We start from the raw sequence: 16,106 nt of genomic DNA, 5'->3' as shown, positions 1-16,106 counted from the left end.
CACTTTCTCTACCGGGGGGACCCATGCCCAACGCTCGCGATGCCGCCATCAGCGGCCAACAATTTATCGGCGGCCAGCGCCGTGCTACGGGAGAAGCGGCGCTGCTCAGCCTGCGCGCCGACGACGGTCAGCCGACCGGCTACCGCTTCCACCAGGCTACGGCGGCAGAAACCGCCGCCGCCGCCGAAGCCGCCGCGGCGGCCTTTGATCCCTATTCGCAATGCAGCGCCGAACAACGCGCGAGTTTTCTCGACGCCATCGCCGAGGAGCTGGACGCGTTGGATGAGACCTTCTTCGCCTTCGCCATGCAGGAAACCGCCCTGCCGCCGGCGCGGTTAAGCGGCGAACGCGCCAGAACCAGCGGCCAGATGCGGCTGTTCGCCACGCTGCTGCGACGCGGCGACGTCGAGGGCGTGCGCATCGACTGCGCGTTGCCGCTGCGTTCTCCTCTGCCGCGTCCCGATCTGCGTCAATATCGCACGGCGCTCGGTCCGGTGGCGGTGTTCGGCGCCAGCAACTTTCCGCTGGCGTTTTCCACCGCGGGCGGTGATACCGCCGCCGCGCTCGCCGCCGGCTGCCCGGTCGTGTTCAAGGCACACAGCGGCCATATGATCACCGCCGAGCTGACCGCTCAGGCGATCGAGCGCGCAAGGGAACGTATGGGCATGCCCGCCGGCGTCTTCAACATGATCTTCGGCAACCGTGTGGGAGCCGAGCTGGTGCAGCACCCGGCGATTCAGGCCGTGGGGTTTACCGGCTCACTGCAAGGCGGCCGGGCACTGTTCGATCTGGCCGCGCAGCGTCCCCAGCCGATCCCGGTCTTCGCCGAGATGTCGAGCATTAACCCGGTCGTGATCCTGCCGCAGGCGTTGGCTCGGCGCGGGCAGCACATCGCGCAGGAACTGGTCTCCTCCTTCACACTCGGCTGTGGCCAGTTTTGCACCAAGCCCGGCGTGATCGTCGCGCTGCGCGGCGTCGCCTTCGAACGGTTGGCCGCGAAGATGAGCGCATTGGTCGACGCCGCCCCCCCACAGCCGATGCTGAATGCCGGCACGCTGGAGCACTACCGGCGCGGGCTGGCCGCGCTCGATGCCCATCCGCACATACGGCATCTGGCGGGGGGGCGCGAGATTCTGCCCCACCGGGCAGCGGCGCAGCTTTATCAGGCGGAGGAAACATTGCTGCTGCAGGCCGATCCGCTGCTGCAAACAGAGGTCTTCGGCCCGGCCAGCGTGCTGGTGGCGGTAGATAACGAAGCGCAGCTGCATGCGGCGCTGGCGGCGTTGCAAGGCCAGCTGACCGTCACGCTGCTGGCGGAAGACGGCGATCTCGATATGGCCGCCGGGCTGACGGCATTGCTGACGCGCAAAGCCGGCCGGGTGCTGTTCAACGGGTATCCAACCGGGGTAGAGGTGTGCGACGCCATGGTGCACGGGGGCCCTTATCCGGCGACCAGCGACGCACGCGGCACCTCGGTAGGCACGCTGGCCATCGAGCGTTTCCTGCGGCCGGTCTGCCTGCAAAACACCCCGGCGGCGCTGCTGCCGCCGCCGCTGCAGGACGCCAACCCGCTCAACCTGCTGCGGCTGGTGAACGGCGTTTACACCCGAGATCCCATAGTTTCACCTGCCCAACATTAGCCCGGCCGCATCTGCCTGCCACTCAATAACAAAAGGGTAATACCATGACAACCCAAGGCAAATTCAAGAAGCAGCTTACGCTCACCGATCTGACGTTCATCGGTCTGGGCGCCATATTCGGCTCAGGCTGGCTGTTCGCCGCCAGCCATGTCTCCTCCATCGCCGGCCCCGCCGGCATCTATTCCTGGCTGATCGGCGGCCTGGCGGTGCTGCTGCTGGGCATCGTCTACTGCGAGCTGGGCGCCGCCCTGCCGCGCGCCGGCGGCATCATTCGCTATCCGGTGTTCTCGCACGGCGAATTGATGGGCTATCTGCTGGGGTTTATCACGCTGATCGCCTTCTCCAGCCTGATCGCTATCGAGGTCGTCGCCGCCCGTCAGTACGCCGCCGCCTGGTTCCCGCTCCTCAGCCAGCCGGGTTCCGGCGATCCGACAGCGCTCGGCTGGCTGGTGCAGTTGGCGCTGCTGTGCTTTTTCTTCGCGCTCAACTACTACAGCGTCAAAACCTTCGCCAAATCCAATAATCTCATCAGCGTGCTGAAGTTTCTGGTGCCGCTGTTGGTGATCGTGGTGCTGTTCAGCTTTTTCAAACCGGAAAACCTGCACAGCCAGGGCTTTGCCCCCTTCGGTTCCGCCGGGGTTGAAGCCGCCATTTCCGCCGGCGGCATCATCTTCGCCTACCTCGGCCTGACGCCGATCATTTCGGTCGCCAGCGAGGTGCAAAAACCGCAGCGCACCATTCCCATCGCGCTGATCCTGTCGGTAGTGCTGTCCACCATCATCTATGTGCTGCTGCAGATAGCGTTTCTCGGCAGTATCCCCAGCGAGATGCTGAGCGGCGGCTGGGCCGGCATCAGCCAACAGTTTTCCCTGCCGTTCCGCGATATCGCCATCACGCTCGGCATGGGATGGCTGGCGTTTCTGGTGGTCAGCGACGCGATCGTTTCGCCCAGCGGCACCGGCAACATCTACATGAACGCTACGCCTCGCGTGATCTACGGGTGGGCGCGCGCCGGCACCTTCTTCAAACTGTTCACCCGGGTGGATGGTGAATCCGGTATCCCGCGCCCGGCGTTGTGGCTCACCTTCGCCCTCTCGGTCTTCTGGACGCTGCCGTTCCCATCGTGGGAAAAGCTGATCGGCGTGGTGTCCGCCGCGCTGGTGCTGAGTTACGCCATCGCCCCGGTCACCGCCGCCGGGCTGCGGCGCAATGCGCCCGATATGCCGCGTCCGTTCCGGGTGCGCGGTTTCTGCGTGCTCGGCCCGCTGTCATTTATCATTTCGGCGCTGATCGTCTTCTGGTCCGGCTGGGACACCGTCTCCTGGTTGCTCGGCTTGCAGATACTGATGTTCTTCATCTACATCCTGTTCAAGAATCAGGTGCCGACCCACGCCGTTAGCCTCAGGCAGCAAATTTGGTCCTCGCTGTGGCTAATCGTCTTCTATGCGCTGACGATCGCGCTTTCCTACCTTAGCAGTTTCGGCGGCATCGGCGCTATTGCTCATCCGTGGGACACCCTCACCATGGCGGTGATTGCGCTGGCGATTTACTACTGGGGCGCCTATACCTGTTTACCCCAGGCCAATTTTATCGGCGATGAAGAAGAATGACCCAGGGAGGACATCGAAATGACAACCATGCACGTTTTGTCGCTGGAACACGCTTATCAACTGGCGCTACGCGCACTGCGCTGCAACGGCTTCAATCAGGCGCATGCCGAGACAGTGGCGCAAAATGTCATTCAGGGCGAGCGCGACGGCTGTGCTTCGCACGGGTTGTACCGGCTGTTGGGCTGCGTCCGCTCATTACGGGCGGGCAAAGTCTCTGCCGATGCGAAACCCAGGCTCTTCGACCAGGCGCCGGCCATCTTGCGCGCCGATGCCGGCGGCGCCTTTTCCCTGCTCGCCTACCGCACCGCTCTGCCGGCCTTTATCGATAAGGTGCGCGCCAACGGCATCGCCGCCCTGGCGATCAACCGCTGCGTGCATTTCTCCGCGCTGTGGGCCGACATCGAACCGCTGACCGAACAGGGTTTAGTGGCCTTAGCCTGCACGCCCAGCCACGCCTGGGTGACGCCGGCCGGCGGCTCACGCCCGCTATTCGGCACCAACCCCATCGCCTTCGGCTGGCCGCGCCCGGCTCGGCCGCCGTTTTTGTTCGACATGGCCACCAGCGCGGCGGCGCGCGGCGAAATCGAATTGCATCGCCGCGCCGGCACCCCGCTGCCGGAAGGCTGGGGCATTGATAAGGCAGGCAACCCCTCCACCGACGCCGCCAGCGTGTTGGAGGGCGCGATGCTGACTTTCGGCGGCCATAAAGGCTCGGCGCTGGCGGCCATGGTTGAATTGTTGGCTGGGCCGCTGATCGGCGACATGACCAGCAAAGAATCGCTGGCCTATGACGACGGCACGGGTTCATCGCCCTACGGCGGTGAACTGATCATCGCGTTGGATCCCGAGCGTTTTCTCGGCGCGGATAAGGAGCGGTATTTCGCCAGCGCGGAGGCGATGTTTGCCGACATGCAAGCGCAAGGCGCCCGCATTCCCGGCGAGCGGCGCTATCGGCAACGACGCCACAGCGAACAATACGGCGTGGAAATCCCCAGGACGCTGTACGACGAGATAGCGGCGCTGTGCGATTAGCGCCGAATTGATGCCCCCGCGCCGCCAATCCGGCGCGGGGCGAAGTTTAGCCTGCCTGAGCCAAGTCGCTGTGCAGGCGCTTGCGCCACACGGGTTTGCTGTCCCATTGGGCGAAATGTTTTGCCTCTTTACCAGGTTGCACTTTGTGCCACATGCCCTCTTGCCACCGGATCGGTTCCTTTCCGCGCAACGTTGGGCGGGTCTGTTTAATCGTTCGTTGCAAGACGCTCGCTTCTTCCGCAGTAATGTTCGGCGCCTGTCTGGCGGCGTCCAGCGCGCGGCTTCCCAGCGGTGCCATCACCTGATACAACACTTTGACCTGCTGTAGCGTCGCTTGCTGATTCGTGCTCATGCCTTTGCCGGACCAGTCGTCGAAATTTTCACCGGGATCGTCACCCTGCGCGCGATATTCGTTACCCGGACCCTCGACGATATTCCAGCCTTGCCAGGTCACCAGGGTATGTAACCCATCGCGATCCTGCAGATTTTCATTCTTGATCTGTTTGAGCACCTCGGCGCGGTTAGGCACACCGATCAGATTCATAAACTCGTCGAGCGCGTTCCAGTGCTCGCCAGCCACCAGACCATTCCAGACATTACGTAAACAGTTCCAGGGGATGGTGTGATGCCAGGTCAGCGTGATAAGCGGTTTGGTTGGCGTATGTTGCCAATGGCTCGGTTCACTGCCTCGATCGCCTCTGATGATCCCATCGACTTCTAATGGCATGGCTGCCCCTCTTCTGGCTGAAATAAAGAATATGCGCAAGGCCGCTGGCCCAGTCGGCATAAAAAACGTCAGCTAAAATCGTAGCAGCTCAGGCTGAGATGGCAATAAAGCAGCCTGCGTTCTGCGGCCGACCGGCGACCGCAGAACGCGCATGAAAACGGCGGGCTTAAAGGAGGATTATCGGACCACCATCACCGATATATTGGCATGGCGAACGATGGCGGCGGCGTTGGAGCCCAACAGATAAGTTTTCACGCTCGGGCGACGCGAACCGATGATGATCAGATCGGCGTCGATCTCTTCCGCCAGTTCCAGCACCTGATCGCGCGCAGAGCCAAAGCTGACGGTGTAATTGAGGCGATCTAACGGCAGATCGATTTCCGACATGATTTTCTTCAGCTTCTCCACCGCCTTCACTTCCGCCTGATTCTCAAACTCCTTGAGACCGAACGAATAGGCAGTAACAAAAGCCGAGGCATCCGGCAGCGCATGGAAAAAATGCACTTTAGCGCCGGACATCTTCGCCAAATATTCCACATGCTTCAGCGCATGCTCGGTCAACAGATCCTCTTCAATATCTATCGGCACTAAAATAGTCTTGTACATATCACATCCTTTCTATGTAAACCGGGTGCCTACAGAGTACTGCCGCGCACGGGCGCGGTGAACCGCTTTATCACGCTTTTGTGATCGGGGGTAAATACTGATCAGGACAATGCTTAATTTAACAAAATATAAACATCGCGCCGCTAACTGATAGGCGATTAATTATTTATTTCTCGCAATTAAATCAGCTGTAAATAAACGGCTTTGGCGGTGGCTGCGGTCTTATTGGCGACCGAAAGTTTTTTAATCGAGTTACCGATATGGAAATTGATCGTACGTTCACTCACCCCCATCAGCAGCGCGATCTCTTCCGCCGTTTTGCCTTCGCTGCACCAGCGCAAGATATCTTTCTCACGCAGCGTCAGCACATCTTTTATCGCTTCGTCGTTCACCGATATCAACGCTTCACGCAGCGTTTTGTGGGCGGTTTGCGCCAGCCAAAGGAAAAAGAGTTCATTCACCGCGCCGGCCTGCGGCGTTTGCTGCGGCAGCGTCTTGCCGGCAAAAGTCAGGATCCCCAGGCGGCCATAGCAATCCTTGACCGATTGCGACCACCCGGTGTGCAGACCAAACTGCGACATGCGCTGCCAAAGCGCCGGCCGCTCGTGATAAAAACTTTCGTCCCACTGGAATTGCAGCGTGGAATGGTGGGCTCGTTCGATGACAGGATCCTGCAAATACGCCCGCTGCCGCCGATAATCCTCGAGATAGCGCGCCGGAAACGTTCCTTCAACCCGCATTTTTGGCCGGCTCGCCGGATAACAGGAAAAAACGATGTAGGAGAAATAATCAAAACCCAGCGCCTCGACGCAGCGCCCCAGTTGGGTCAGAAAACGTTCGCGATCGGTCAAACTGCCAATCACCTCCGCCATGAGCCGTTGAGTGCGGGTATCCATAACGCAGGTTCTCCAAATAGCGATGTCGATTTATCGATAGGTCAGACTCACTATAGGATATCGCCGCCCGGCGCCAATAGCCGTTTCATATAATAAAAAATACGAACGCTATAACGAAAAAAGCTATTCCCCGGTTTATTTCCCTCAGAATAAGTCTTTTTATTGGGCTGAGCCGCAAAACTACGCGAATAGCATAACCCCGTCTGCAGGTAAACCTGTCATTTCTACCGTTAGACAGTCAAGACACCGCCAATTACTTTCCTCACAGGCACCCGGTGCCGCCGTAAATCCAAAGAGATAATAAGCATTTGCGAATTTCGCATGGCATACAGTGACGGGGATTTTCTATGGCAGAAAGTAATGCGGCAATTCAATCGGCTGCGATTATCGGCGCGGGAACGATGGGCAGAGGCATCGCTTATCTTTTGGCGCAAAAAAGCATTCGTACGGTGCTTTATAATCGCAACGGCAATACCCTCAATCAAGCTCGCGACGCTATCGTGCAAGACCTGAACAAAAAGGTGGAACAGGGCAAGCTCGCGCTGCAGGACAAAGACGCGGTGCTGGCTAATCTGACGTTCTCCGCGGAATTTGGGGCCATCGCCGACAGCGATCTGGTGATCGAAACCATCGCAGAGCATGAGCAAGCCAAACTCGAAGTGCTGGCGGCCATCGCCGCGACGGTCAAGCCCGACACGCTGATCGCCACCAATACCTCCTCACTGTCGCTTAATAAGCTGGCGACGGCGGTGACGCACAGCGAACGCTTTATCGGTTTGCACTTTTTCAACCCCGCGCCGCTGATGAAGCTGATTGAAATCATTCCGGCCTATTTTACCGCACAGGTTACCACCGAACGTTGCCGTCAACTGGTGGCGGCGTTGGGGAAACGCGATGTCGTCTGTCAGGCCACGCCGGGATTTATCGTCAACCGTATGGCCCGCCCCTACTATCTGGAAGGGTTCCGCCTGTTGGAAGAACACGTGGCGCGTGCGCCGCAGATCGACCGCGCCCTCAAAGCCGGCGGACACTTTCGCATGGGGCCGCTCGAGCTGACCGATTTTATCGGTCAGGACATCAACTATCAGGTCAGCCGGCAAATTTGGCAGGACATGCAGTACGATCCGCGCTATACCCCGGGCCATCTGCAGCGCTCGCTGGTCGATGCCGGTCTGTTGGGCAAAAAGAACGGCCGCTCCTATTTTTCCGCCGAAGAATCTCCTCCGCCGCTTGCGGCCGCCGTCGATGCGGAGGTCGAGACGCTACGCATTTACGGTGAACATCCTCTCTTTACTCTGCTACAGCAGCGGGCCACCCTGCAATGGCCGCGGCTGCGCGTGGAACAACGGCCGACATTACCGGGCCTGGGCGCCGCCATTCAGGTTAATGACGCTTTCACCGTCAGCGTTACCGATGGCCGCACGGCAAACCAGCTTGCCGAACAGACCGCGGCGGACGCCTTTGTCGTCGATGTCGCCCTGAACTACGGCGATACGGCGTACCTGGTGGCGGCGCATAGCCGCCACGCCTCTGCAGCCAATAAGGCGCTGTTTTTACGCCTGCTGCACACCGCGATCCCGCAGGTGGAATTTATCAAGGATTCCCCGGCCCTGATCGTCGCCCGCGTGCTCAGCAGCCTGATCAACGAGTCGGTGATCATGGTGGAAAGCGGCGTCTGCAGCCGGGAAGACATTGATGTCGCCGCCGTCGCCGGCGTGAACTACGCCGACGGTATTTTCGGCTGGCTCACTCGCCTCGGGGAGGAAAATGTCAGGACGACGCTGAGCAACCTGGCGCAATTGCTGCACGCGGCGCGCTATGCGCCGCATTACACCCTTCTGCACGCCGCCCAACCGGCGCTGACCACCACGCCTTAAGGATCCATGATGAGCATTAAAGATGACGGTGTTTATCTGATCGACGGCACGCGCACGGCGATCGGCGCCTATGGCGGCAGCCTGGCGCATACCCGCCCCGATGATATGGCGGCGACGATTATTCGCAGCCTGTTTCAGCGCCATCCGGTGGTGCAGCAGGATCTGGATGAAGTAGTGCTGGGCTGCGCCAACCAGTCCGGCGAAGACAACCGCAACGTCGCCCGCATGGCGACGCTGCTTTCCGGGTTGGATCAGTCGGTGCCGGCCATCACCCTCAACCGCCTTTGCGCCTCCGGGTTGGATGCGGTGATCTACGCCGCGGCGAAAATCCGCAGCGGCCTCAGCGAACTGATTCTGGCCGGCGGCGTGGAAAGCATGAGCCGCGCGCCCTATGTGCTGAGCAAGGGCGAAACGCCGTTCGACAAGGGGGTAAAGCTGTACGACACCACGCTGGGATGGCGCTTTGTCAACCCGCGCCTGGCGGAACGCTACGGCAGCGATCCGCTGGGCATCACGGCGGAAAACGTGGCCCAACAGCAGGGTATCTCACGCGAGGAACAGGATCTGTTCGCGTTGGGCTCGCAGCAAAAAGCCCGCCGGGCGATCGACAGTGGTCGATTGGCGCGGGAAATCACGCCCGTGGATGTGCCGGCGGATCGTAAAACCACCCGTATATTCGCACAGGACGAATTCCCCCGGCTCAGCACGCTGCAGCAGTTGCAGGCGCTGAAACCGGCCTTCGCCGCCGGTGGTTCGGTCACCGCCGGCAACTCTTCCGGCATCAATGACGGCGCCGCCGCGCTGCTGCTGGCCTCCGGGCGCTACGTGAAACGCCAGGGCTGGCAACCGCTGGCGGAGATCGGCGACAGCGCGGCCGCCGGCGTCGCGCCGGCGCTGATGGGGCTGGGGCCAATCGCCTCCACCGAGCGCTTACTGCAGCGCGGCGGTTTCACGCTGAATGATTTTGACATCATCGAGATTAACGAAGCCTTCGCCGCGCAGGTTCTGGCCGCGCTGAAACACTGGCGCATCGACGCCGGCGACGCGCGCGTCAACCCAAACGGCGGCGCCATCGCGCTCGGCCATCCGCTGGGAATGTCCGGCGCGCGCCTGGTGCTGTCGGCGGCGCTGGAATTACGCGATCGGCAGGCCGGCAACGCATTGGTCACAATGTGCGTCGGCGTCGGTCAGGGGCTGTCATTAAACCTTAAAGCCGTTTAACACAAGGAACATGCTATGAGCGTACTGAACATTCTTGAAGAAAAGTTGGCGGAAACCAAAAAACAGGGGCGTTTTCGCGAGTTCCTCAACCTTGAACGCGGCGTGCAGGACAAACCCTGGGCCACCAGCCACGGGCAGCAAGGCGAGCGCCGTCTCAACGTCTGGTGCTCAAACGACTATCTGGCCATGAGCCACCACCCCAAAGTGCTGCTGGCCACCACCGACGCGGTTAACCGAGTCGGGTTAGGTACCTGCGGCGCCCGCAGCATTTCCGGCACCTCGGTCTATCACACTGAACTGGAAACGCTGCTGGCCAGCGCCTACGGCAAAGAGTCGGCGCTGCTGTTCACCACCGGCTTCGGCGCCAACGACGCCACCTTGTCCACCCTGTGCGACGCCATTCCCGATCTGATCGTGTTCTCTGACGAACTGAATCACGCCTCGATGATTTACGGGATTCGCTACAGCAAGGCGGAGAAAAAAATCTTCCGCCATAACGACGTGGCGCACCTCGCCGAGCTGCTGCAGGCCGCCGATCCGGCGCGGCCAAAGCTGATCGCCTTTGAGTCGCTGTATTCCATGGACGGTGACTTTGCTCCCCTGGCGCAGATTGTGGCGCTGGCGGAACAGTATCAGGCGCTGACCTATCTCGACGAAATTCATTCGGCCGGCGTGTATGGCGAACGGGGGCTGGGCTATGCCGAACAGCTGGGCCTGTTGGATAAAATCACCATTATCCAGGGCGGGTTCGGCAAGTCTTACGGTGCGGCGGGCGGCTATATCGCCGCGCCCCGTTCGGTGGTGGAAGCCGTGCGCAGCTGGGCGCCGGCATTCGTCTTCAGCACCTCGTCGCCGGCGCCGGTGGTGGCCGCCGCGTTGGCCAGCTTTAAATACAACCTCGAGCACGACACCCAACGCAAGCACCTGCTGGCGATCGTCGATCACCTGAAGACCGGTCTGCGCGCCGCCGGCATCCCGCTGGTGTCGGCAGACAGCCATATCCTGCCGCTGCTGGTCGGCGATCCCCATCGCAACAAACACATCAGCAAAGTGCTGCTCGATGAGCACGACATTTACGTGCAACCGGTCAATGCCCCGACGGTGCCTGCAGGCAGCGAGCGGCTGCGGGTGACGCCGACCTCGGCGCATTCCCATGCCGACGTGGAGACCTTCCTGGCGGCATTGAGCCGGGTCTGGGCGGTAAACGATCTGCGGAGGGCGGGATGAAGTTAGCGGATTATAACGGCCATCTGGTCACGCTGTGTCTGATGGCGACCGGCACCTTCGCCATCGGCACCGACGCCTTTATCGTCGCCGGCGTGCTCAGCGACATTTCCGCGACATTTGCCGTCAGCCCCGCGCAAGCGGGGCAGTTGATATCGGTATTCGCGCTGGCCTACATGCTGTTTGCGCCTCTGACCGCCTGGCTGCTGGGCAACGTCAACCGCAAGCACATCCTGCAGTTGGCGCTGGTGCTGTTCATCGCCGGCAACCTGGCCTGCGCCTGGGCCACCAGCTACCTGCAGATATCGTTCGGCCGAGTGCTGGCGGCATTGGGCGCGGCCTGTTACACCCCGCAGGCCGCCGCCGCCGCGGTGGGGCTGGTGGCGGAAAAACGCCGCGGCCTGGCTATTTCCATCGTCTATGGCGGCATGACGCTGGCCATCGCGCTCGGTATTCCGTTCGGCACCTTTCTGGCCAAACTGATCGGCTGGCGCGACATCTTTCTGTTCATCGCCCTGCTGGGGGCGGTGGCGCTGCTCGGCCTGTCGCTGGCGCTGCGCGCCATTGCGGCGCCGGGCAAACATTCGTTGAAAGAACGGCTCGCCCCGCTGCGGCAAAAGGCGGTGCTGACCACGCTGCTGATCACCTTTTTCGCCGTGTGCTCGGAGCACATTGTTTACAGCTACGTCAGCGTGCTGTTGAAAGACACCCAGTTCGGCCCGGAAGCCATTCTGCCTTTGGCGCTGCTGGTGTTCGGCATTGGCGCGGTGATCGGCAATTTTGCCTCCGGCGCGCTGACCGACGCCCTAGGCAGCAAATTCGTGCTGCTGTTTTCGGTGGCGATCCAGACGCTGTCCCTGTTCCTGCTGGCCTTTTACGTCACCTCGCCGTGGTGGGTATTGGCCATCTTTCTTATCTGGGGCATTACCGGCTGGATGTATCTGGTGCCAATCCAACATCACCTGTTGTCGCTGTCGAAGCGTTTTGGCGCGCTGACCGTGTCGCTCAACAGCTCGGTGCTGTACGCCGGCATCGCGGCGGGCGGCATGCTGGGCGGCCTGACGCTCTACGCGTTGCCGGCCCACTATTTGCCGCTGTTTTCGCTGCCGCTCGGCGCCATCGCCCTGCTGTTGACGCTGATCTTTTTCCGCGGGGAGGCCAGCGATGAGTGAATCACCGCCGGTGCTTTACGAACGTTATGGCGCGCAGGTTGCGGTCATCACCCTCAATCGGCCGGAGAAAAAGAACGCCATCAACCTGCAGATGGCCGAGTTGATCCGCAGTTACCTGCGGCAGGCGGATAATGACGATACGATACGCGCGATCGTCCTGGCCGGTCAGCCGGCGGTATTTTCCGCCGGCATGGATGTCAACGAGTTCCGACAGGGCGAACTGCCCATCGTCACGCCGGAGGGATTCGGGGGGCTGATCCATGCGCAGATCGCCAAGGTGATCATCGCCGCCGTTGACGGCATCGCTTACGGGGGCGGCTTTGAGCTCGCCCTGGCTTGCGATCTGATCGTCGCCGGCCAGAACGCGCGCTTCAGCTTCCCCGAAACCGGGCTCGGATTGGTCGCCGCGCAAGGCGGATGCGCGCGCTTGCCGGCGCGAGTTTCCCCCTATGTCGCCCTCGACTGGCTGCTGACCGGCAGAACCGTCGGTGCGCGGGAGGCCCTGTCACACGGCGCCATTTCCCGCATCAGCGAGGGCTCGGCCCGGGAGGAAGCGCTGCGCATCGCCGAGCAGATCGCCGGGAAGGATCTCGCCGCCAGCCTGGCCGTGAAGGCCATCGTGCGCCAGGGGCTGACGCAGCGCGAGGCGCCATCGTTCGATTTTCAGCAGGCGCCGGTCGAACGCCTGCGTCAGGCGGCCGCTCGTCGTTAACCCCTTATTGCTTGCCGGCTTGCCTGAGCCGGCATTTCCCGCTGCGCCTCCCCGCCACAGCTCATTTTACGCAGCCCGCCTCTCGGCGCTGGGCTACACTGCCGGTAGCCCTCATGCGCTGATAAGGAAAAATAATGCGCCACTTGCCTCTGCTGACCCCCAGACTGATCTTGCGCCCGTTCACCGCCGACGATCTGCCCCACTTTACCGCCTACCGCAACCATCCTGACGTGGCGCGCTACCAGAGCTGGAGCGACTACAGCGCCGCACAGGCGCAGGCCTTTTTCGCACAGCAACAGCGGCTCGCGTTCAACCGTGATGACAGCTGGTTTCAACTGGCGGTCGAGCGCCGCGAGGACGGCGCGTTGCTGGGCGATGTCGCAGTGCATTTTTTCGATGAAGGGCGTCAGGCTGAACTGGGCGTGACCTTCGATCCGGTTCATCAGCGGCAAGGACAGGCGCGCGAGGCGCTAAGCGCCGTCATCGCCCTGCTGTTCGGGCCGCTGGCGAAACACCGCATTACCGCCGTGGTGGACGCGCGTAATCTTCGCGCCGCCGCGTTGTTCAGCAAGCTGGGCTTTCGCCGTGAGGCCTGTTGGCGGCAAAACGTGTTTTTCAAAGGCGCATGGGGTGATGAATTCGGTTTCGCCCTGCTGCAAAGTGAATGGCGGGAGCATGAACAACATGACGCTGTTGAATAAATATCTTGGGCAATACCAGTTCTCTGAGCGGCATACGATCGTCATCACCGCGCCGCAATCGCGGGTGCTGGACGCCGTGGCCGCTTACGATCCCAAGCGCGATCGTTTTTTCCGCAGCATGATAGCGCTGCGCGAATTGCCCGCGCGGCTGATGCCACGCGATAAGCCTCGTCCTCCGCCGTTTGGCCTGCATAACTTTTGCCTACTTGAGCAGGATGAAACCGCGTTGGTCTATGGCCTGATCGGCCGGTTTTGGCAGGCTGAATACGGTTTGGTGAAGGTCGCTGACGGGGCGGACTTTCAGGCCTTCGCTCAGCCCGGCGTCGCCAAACTGGCGCTGGGGTATGCCGCGAGCCCGCTGGAGGGCGGGCGCTGCCGCCTGGTAACGGAAACGCGCATCTTCTGCCCCGACAGCGCCAGCCGGCGGCGGTTTACCCCCTACTGGTATGCGATTCGCCTGGTGAGTGGGTTGATAAGACGCCGCATGCTGCGCGCCATTAAAACCGCCAGCGAAAAGCAGACGGCGAATCATTCACCAGATTGATTAATTTAAGAGCATTCCTAGAGAATGAAAATCATTATCAGCCTATTTTTTAATCACAACAAGATAGTATTGAGAAGCCATTGACCCCGCCCCCTGCGGGGATTTTTTCGCCTATTTATCGCCTGGTTCAGGGAACGCCTGCATAAACAGGAAGGTGCAAGGCTTGCGCTGATACTGATTGATCTGCGGCACCAGCCGGGTGAAATGCTCGGTCTGGCAATGCACTTCGAGAGCCGCGCGATCCGGCCAGCTTTCGATAAAAATAAAGTGCCCGGGATCCTGCTGGTCGATGCACAGTTCATAACTGATGCACAGCGGCTCCTGCCGGGTTTTCTCCACCAGCTCGCGATACCACGGCATAACGGTGTCAATGTGTTCCGGGTGAATGAAATCTTCAGCAATGACCTTCAGCATGTTGCGCTCCTGCGTTCTGTTGTGCCCTGCTTCACCTTATCGCCCTCCCTCGCGAGATGAAAGCGCCACTCTCCAGTGTCTGTCATCGGGTTCCCAATTCGGTGATAGCGCACACAGATCTCGATCAAAGCGCTTGAACGCCTCCTGGCCCTGTGTGAACTTTCAATTAACAAAAAGGCAACACACCATTCACCATGGTGATATCTGTACCGATATGCCGACGCAATACGCGGCGTTTTTTTCGCCCCTAAAGGACTGACCATTAGTCCTTTAGACCTTTAAGGCTCACGCAGAAAAACCATGTCATCGCCGCATGATGGGCCACGGCGCCAGGACGGTCCTTATGACCGACGTTTATCATTCTCAGAAGAGAGGTTACCGCCAGTGAATCACGCCACCTATGCCGCTCCAGCGCTCAACGTCGCCATCCGCAAAACCTGGCGCAGACTGGTGCCATTGATGTTCGCCATGTACTTCATCGCGTTTATCGACAGGGTCAACGTCGGCTTTGCCAAAGACGCGATGGCCATCGATATCGCGCTGTCGCAATCCGCCTTTGCGCTGGGCGCGGGGATATTCTTTGCCGCCTATGCGCTGTTCGGCATTCCGGCCAACCTGTTGATGAATCGCTGGGGCGCCAAACGCTGGCTCAGCGCCACCACCGCGCTGTGGGGGGCATTGTCGGCCTGTACCGGGCTGGTGGCCAACGAGCAGCAATTTATTGTCCTGCGCTTTCTGCTGGGGATCGCCGAAGCTGGCTTTTACCCCGGCATCCTGCTGCTGGCGTCGATCTACTTTCCCAATAAGGTGCGCGCCTCGGTCATTGGCATTTTCGTGCTTGGCGTACCGGCGGCCCTGACGCTCGGCTCACCGCTGTCGGGGGCATTGCTGGAGATGCACGGCGTGTTGGGCAAGCCCGGCTGGTTCTGGATGTTCGTGCTGGAAGGGTTGCCGGCCGTCGTCCTCGGCGTCTTCGCCTTTTTCTATCTCGACGATAGCCCAGGGCAGGCCCGCTTTCTGACCGAGGAAGAACGTAATGCGCTGGTCACACAGCTGGCCGCTGAACAGCAGCGTACCGAAACCAACAGCGTTAAAGCGGCGATGAGAAGCGGCAAAGTTTGGCATCTGGCGTTGATCTACGGCACCCTGCAAATCGGCGTATACGGCCTGATGTTTTTTCTGCCGTCGCAGATCGCCTCGCTGATGGGCACCCATCTCGGCTTCAAGGCCTCGTTGGTAGCCGCCATTCCCTGGGCATGCTCCGCGCTTGGCGTCTATTTCCTGCCGCGCTATGCCGACAGAAAAACCGCCAGAAGATTGCCGATCGCCGTTGGCTGCATGGTCGCGGCAGCGCTGGGGTTGGTCGTCTCTTCCTATGCCGGCCCGTTGCTCGCTATCGTCGCCCTGAGCTGTTGCGCAGTCAGTTTTCTGGCGGTACAACCCATTTTCTGGACGTTTCCCGCTCAGTTGCTCACCGGTCCGGCGCTGGCGGCCGGCATCGGTTTTTGCACCACGCTCGGCGCCGCATTCAGCTTTTTAGCCCCGCTGATCCGCACTGAGGCGGAACAGCGTTTTCACAGCCCGCATGCCGGGCCGCTGGTGCTGGCCGCCTTTTCACTGCTGTGCGCCGTGCTGTTAGGGGCGCTCAGACATCGGCATGCTGAGGCACGCAAGCAAGACGCAGAGATAACCGGATAGCGACGCGTTATTTAGCCATTATTGAACCTGCG

At 60.8% G+C, this 16,106-nt stretch carries 15 protein-coding genes; 11 read left to right on the top strand and 4 right to left on the bottom strand.

The genetic code is table 11. The annotated features are described in order from the left end of the window. Positions 1-23: 23 nt before the first annotated feature. The 3 genes from ACJ8IP_RS00800 to ACJ8IP_RS00790 are packed head-to-tail and all read left to right on the top strand — an operon-like array spanning position 24 to position 4,282. Positions 24-1,640, top strand: a complete 1,617-nt coding sequence (locus tag ACJ8IP_RS00800) for an aldehyde dehydrogenase (NADP(+)) (protein WP_197749734.1) — start codon at positions 24-26, stop codon at positions 1,638-1,640. A gap of 44 nt (positions 1,641-1,684) precedes the next feature. Next, positions 1,685-3,250 (top strand): APC family permease, encoded by a 1,566-nt coding sequence (locus ACJ8IP_RS00795; RefSeq protein WP_033642626.1) that lies wholly within the window; start codon positions 1,685-1,687, stop codon positions 3,248-3,250. 18 nt (positions 3,251-3,268) lie between these two features. Continuing rightward, complete coding sequence (locus tag ACJ8IP_RS00790) at positions 3,269-4,282, top strand: Ldh family oxidoreductase (RefSeq protein ID WP_033642625.1); 1,014 nt, start codon at positions 3,269-3,271, stop codon at positions 4,280-4,282. A 46-nt stretch (positions 4,283-4,328) separates the two neighbouring features. On the opposite strand, the gene ACJ8IP_RS00785 is transcribed toward ACJ8IP_RS00790, so the two are convergent. The 3 genes from ACJ8IP_RS00785 to ACJ8IP_RS00775 all read right to left on the bottom strand — a co-directional run bounded on the left by ACJ8IP_RS00785 (position 4,329) and on the right by ACJ8IP_RS00775 (position 6,511). Next, positions 4,329-5,009, bottom strand: coding sequence for a hypothetical protein (locus tag ACJ8IP_RS00785; protein WP_033642624.1), 681 nt, complete (start codon positions 5,007-5,009; stop codon positions 4,329-4,331). Between the two features lie 177 nt (positions 5,010-5,186). Next, positions 5,187-5,615, bottom strand: a complete 429-nt coding sequence (locus ACJ8IP_RS00780; protein ID WP_442524275.1) for a universal stress protein — start codon at positions 5,613-5,615, stop codon at positions 5,187-5,189. Between the two features lie 179 nt (positions 5,616-5,794). Continuing rightward, complete coding sequence (locus ACJ8IP_RS00775; protein ID WP_033642622.1) at positions 5,795-6,511, bottom strand: autoinducer binding domain-containing protein; 717 nt, start codon at positions 6,509-6,511, stop codon at positions 5,795-5,797. Positions 6,512-6,858: 347 nt separating this feature from the next. Between ACJ8IP_RS00775 and ACJ8IP_RS00770 the strand changes: the two genes are divergently transcribed. The 7 genes from ACJ8IP_RS00770 to ACJ8IP_RS00740 all read left to right on the top strand — a co-directional run bounded on the left by ACJ8IP_RS00770 (position 6,859) and on the right by ACJ8IP_RS00740 (position 13,962). Then, positions 6,859-8,388 carry a 3-hydroxyacyl-CoA dehydrogenase NAD-binding domain-containing protein gene (locus ACJ8IP_RS00770; RefSeq protein ID WP_046686803.1) on the top strand — a complete coding sequence of 510 codons (1,530 nt, stop codon included), beginning with the start codon at positions 6,859-6,861 and terminating at the stop codon, positions 8,386-8,388. Between the two features lie 9 nt (positions 8,389-8,397). Beyond that, complete coding sequence (locus ACJ8IP_RS00765; RefSeq protein WP_233788463.1) at positions 8,398-9,609, top strand: acetyl-CoA C-acyltransferase; 1,212 nt, start codon at positions 8,398-8,400, stop codon at positions 9,607-9,609. Between the two features lie 15 nt (positions 9,610-9,624). Further along, positions 9,625-10,836 (top strand): 5-aminolevulinate synthase, encoded by a 1,212-nt coding sequence (hemA, locus tag ACJ8IP_RS00760; RefSeq protein ID WP_094141843.1) that lies wholly within the window; start codon positions 9,625-9,627, stop codon positions 10,834-10,836. Beyond that, positions 10,833-12,005: an MFS transporter gene (locus ACJ8IP_RS00755; RefSeq protein ID WP_033642618.1), complete on the top strand. Its 1,173-nt coding sequence runs from the start codon at positions 10,833-10,835 to the stop codon at positions 12,003-12,005. Before hemA ends, ACJ8IP_RS00755 begins: the two co-directional genes overlap by 4 nt. After that, positions 11,998-12,717, top strand: a complete 720-nt coding sequence (locus ACJ8IP_RS00750; RefSeq protein ID WP_442524274.1) for an enoyl-CoA hydratase-related protein — start codon at positions 11,998-12,000, stop codon at positions 12,715-12,717. Before ACJ8IP_RS00755 ends, ACJ8IP_RS00750 begins: the two co-directional genes overlap by 8 nt. Positions 12,718-12,851: 134 nt before the next feature. Beyond that, positions 12,852-13,418, top strand: coding sequence for a GNAT family N-acetyltransferase (locus tag ACJ8IP_RS00745; RefSeq protein ID WP_129993334.1), 567 nt, complete (start codon positions 12,852-12,854; stop codon positions 13,416-13,418). Then, a complete protein-coding gene (locus tag ACJ8IP_RS00740) occupies positions 13,402-13,962 on the top strand; it encodes a hypothetical protein (RefSeq protein WP_033644247.1) in 561 nt (186 codons plus the stop codon). Before ACJ8IP_RS00745 ends, ACJ8IP_RS00740 begins: the two co-directional genes overlap by 17 nt. Before the next feature lie 111 nt (positions 13,963-14,073). Here the strand turns inward: ACJ8IP_RS00740 and ACJ8IP_RS00735 are convergent, their stop codons facing one another. Further along, positions 14,074-14,376: a putative quinol monooxygenase gene (locus ACJ8IP_RS00735; protein WP_147837866.1), complete on the bottom strand. Its 303-nt coding sequence runs from the start codon at positions 14,374-14,376 to the stop codon at positions 14,074-14,076. A 384-nt stretch (positions 14,377-14,760) separates the two neighbouring features. On the opposite strand from ACJ8IP_RS00735, the gene ACJ8IP_RS00730 reads away from it, so the two are divergent. Continuing rightward, positions 14,761-16,074 (top strand): MFS transporter, encoded by a 1,314-nt coding sequence (locus ACJ8IP_RS00730; RefSeq protein ID WP_147837865.1) that lies wholly within the window; start codon positions 14,761-14,763, stop codon positions 16,072-16,074. Positions 16,075-16,106 lie beyond the last annotated feature (32 nt).

It is taken from the genome of Serratia sp. CY52157 (assembly GCF_052168495.1).
Classification (GTDB): Bacteria; Pseudomonadota; Gammaproteobacteria; order Enterobacterales; family Enterobacteriaceae; genus Serratia; species Serratia ureilytica.
This window is presented reverse-complemented; position numbering and strand designations above follow the sequence as displayed.

Excerpts from the sequence above, each read along its gene's own strand:
- ACJ8IP_RS00800 (WP_197749734.1), top strand. The coding sequence starts at position 24 with ATGCCCAACGCTCGCGATGCCGCCATCAGCGGCCAACAATTTATCGGC.
- ACJ8IP_RS00795 (WP_033642626.1), top strand. The coding sequence starts at position 1,685 with ATGACAACCCAAGGCAAATTCAAGAAGCAGCTTACGCTCACCGATCTG.
- ACJ8IP_RS00790 (WP_033642625.1), top strand. The coding sequence starts at position 3,269 with ATGACAACCATGCACGTTTTGTCGCTGGAACACGCTTATCAACTGGCG.
- ACJ8IP_RS00785 (WP_033642624.1), bottom strand. The coding sequence starts at position 5,009 with ATGCCATTAGAAGTCGATGGGATCATCAGAGGCGATCGAGGCAGTGAA.
- ACJ8IP_RS00780 (WP_442524275.1), bottom strand. The coding sequence starts at position 5,615 with ATGTACAAGACTATTTTAGTGCCGATAGATATTGAAGAGGATCTGTTG.
- ACJ8IP_RS00775 (WP_033642622.1), bottom strand. The coding sequence starts at position 6,511 with ATGGATACCCGCACTCAACGGCTCATGGCGGAGGTGATTGGCAGTTTG.
- ACJ8IP_RS00770 (WP_046686803.1), top strand. The coding sequence starts at position 6,859 with ATGGCAGAAAGTAATGCGGCAATTCAATCGGCTGCGATTATCGGCGCG.
- ACJ8IP_RS00765 (WP_233788463.1), top strand. The coding sequence starts at position 8,398 with ATGAGCATTAAAGATGACGGTGTTTATCTGATCGACGGCACGCGCACG.
- hemA (WP_094141843.1), top strand. The coding sequence starts at position 9,625 with ATGAGCGTACTGAACATTCTTGAAGAAAAGTTGGCGGAAACCAAAAAA.
- ACJ8IP_RS00755 (WP_033642618.1), top strand. The coding sequence starts at position 10,833 with ATGAAGTTAGCGGATTATAACGGCCATCTGGTCACGCTGTGTCTGATG.
- ACJ8IP_RS00750 (WP_442524274.1), top strand. The coding sequence starts at position 11,998 with ATGAGTGAATCACCGCCGGTGCTTTACGAACGTTATGGCGCGCAGGTT.
- ACJ8IP_RS00745 (WP_129993334.1), top strand. The coding sequence starts at position 12,852 with ATGCGCCACTTGCCTCTGCTGACCCCCAGACTGATCTTGCGCCCGTTC.
- ACJ8IP_RS00740 (WP_033644247.1), top strand. The coding sequence starts at position 13,402 with ATGACGCTGTTGAATAAATATCTTGGGCAATACCAGTTCTCTGAGCGG.
- ACJ8IP_RS00735 (WP_147837866.1), bottom strand. The coding sequence starts at position 14,376 with ATGCTGAAGGTCATTGCTGAAGATTTCATTCACCCGGAACACATTGAC.